This is a genomic window from Actinomyces oris (assembly GCF_001937445.1).
Taxonomy (GTDB): domain Bacteria; phylum Actinomycetota; class Actinomycetes; order Actinomycetales; family Actinomycetaceae; genus Actinomyces; species Actinomyces acetigenes.
Genome location: NZ_MSKS01000021.1, coordinates 1 through 802 on the forward strand (window position 1 = coordinate 1; position 802 = coordinate 802).

The following is an 802-nucleotide window of genomic DNA, read 5'->3' on the forward strand; positions in this document are numbered from 1 at the left end:
TCGTGCAGTACGCACAACCCTCGGTCAGTAGATCCCGACCCTCGTGGAGCAGGCCGACTCGGGGCAGGAGCGGGGCGGAGCCGGCGTCGAACCCTGACCACCGGGCCCCTGCGCGGGCAGCGGGCAGGGGGCGGACCTGTGGCGGAGGCGCCGGGCTCTGCCGTAAGAACCCCGGGCTCACTCCCGCGCGGCCCGGTGTCCACAGCGCTGACATGAACGATCCTGCCGTCAATGTTCCCCGTGGGGATCGTTGGAATCCTGCGGTTTCTCCCCGACGCGCAGCGCCGATGCACCTGTGATGTCAGCGCTGTGGACAACCACACCCCGTCATGCCTCGCCTTGAGGCCACCCTCACCTCCAGGACCACCAACCTGCCCCGGCTTCCCGCCCGAGCGAGTGCCTCAGAAGCCACGACACTCACATGTCTCAGAAGCGAGGAGACAGCACAGTGGGTAGGTGCTCACAACGTCCTTGCCGCCTTGGCGGCGATGAAGGCGTCGAAGTCGAAGGGCTCCGCCTGTCCGCTCACCTCACCGGATGCGAGTGCCTCGCGCAGCGCCGACATCTCTGTCTCCCAGTCCTCCAGAAGGCGCAGGCCAGCGCGGACGACCTCACTCGCGGACCGGTACCGTCCGGACCCGACCTGGCTCGCGATGAATCCGGCGACGTGGTCATCGAGGCTGACGGAGGTGTTCACCGACATGCCCAGAACCTACCAATTTTCGATATCAAACGAGCGGTATCGACCTGGCCGACAGCCGCTCGCGGCACGCGAGCACAACGGGGCGGGCCGGGAAGACAC

At 67.2% G+C, this 802-nt stretch carries 1 protein-coding gene; it reads right to left on the bottom strand.

Features of this window, described 5'->3' with window-relative positions; all coding sequences use genetic code 11:
• Positions 1-460 precede the first annotated feature (460 nt).
• Positions 461-703 (bottom strand): type II toxin-antitoxin system ParD family antitoxin, encoded by a 243-nt coding sequence (locus BKH20_RS06950; protein ID WP_075390458.1) that lies wholly within the window; start codon positions 701-703, stop codon positions 461-463.
• Positions 704-802: the final 99 nt, after the last annotated feature.

What these genes read in the sequence shown, in the direction of transcription:
- BKH20_RS06950 (WP_075390458.1), bottom strand. Translation starts at nt 703, where the DNA reads ATGTCGGTGAACACCTCCGTCAGCCTCGATGACCACGTCGCCGGATTC.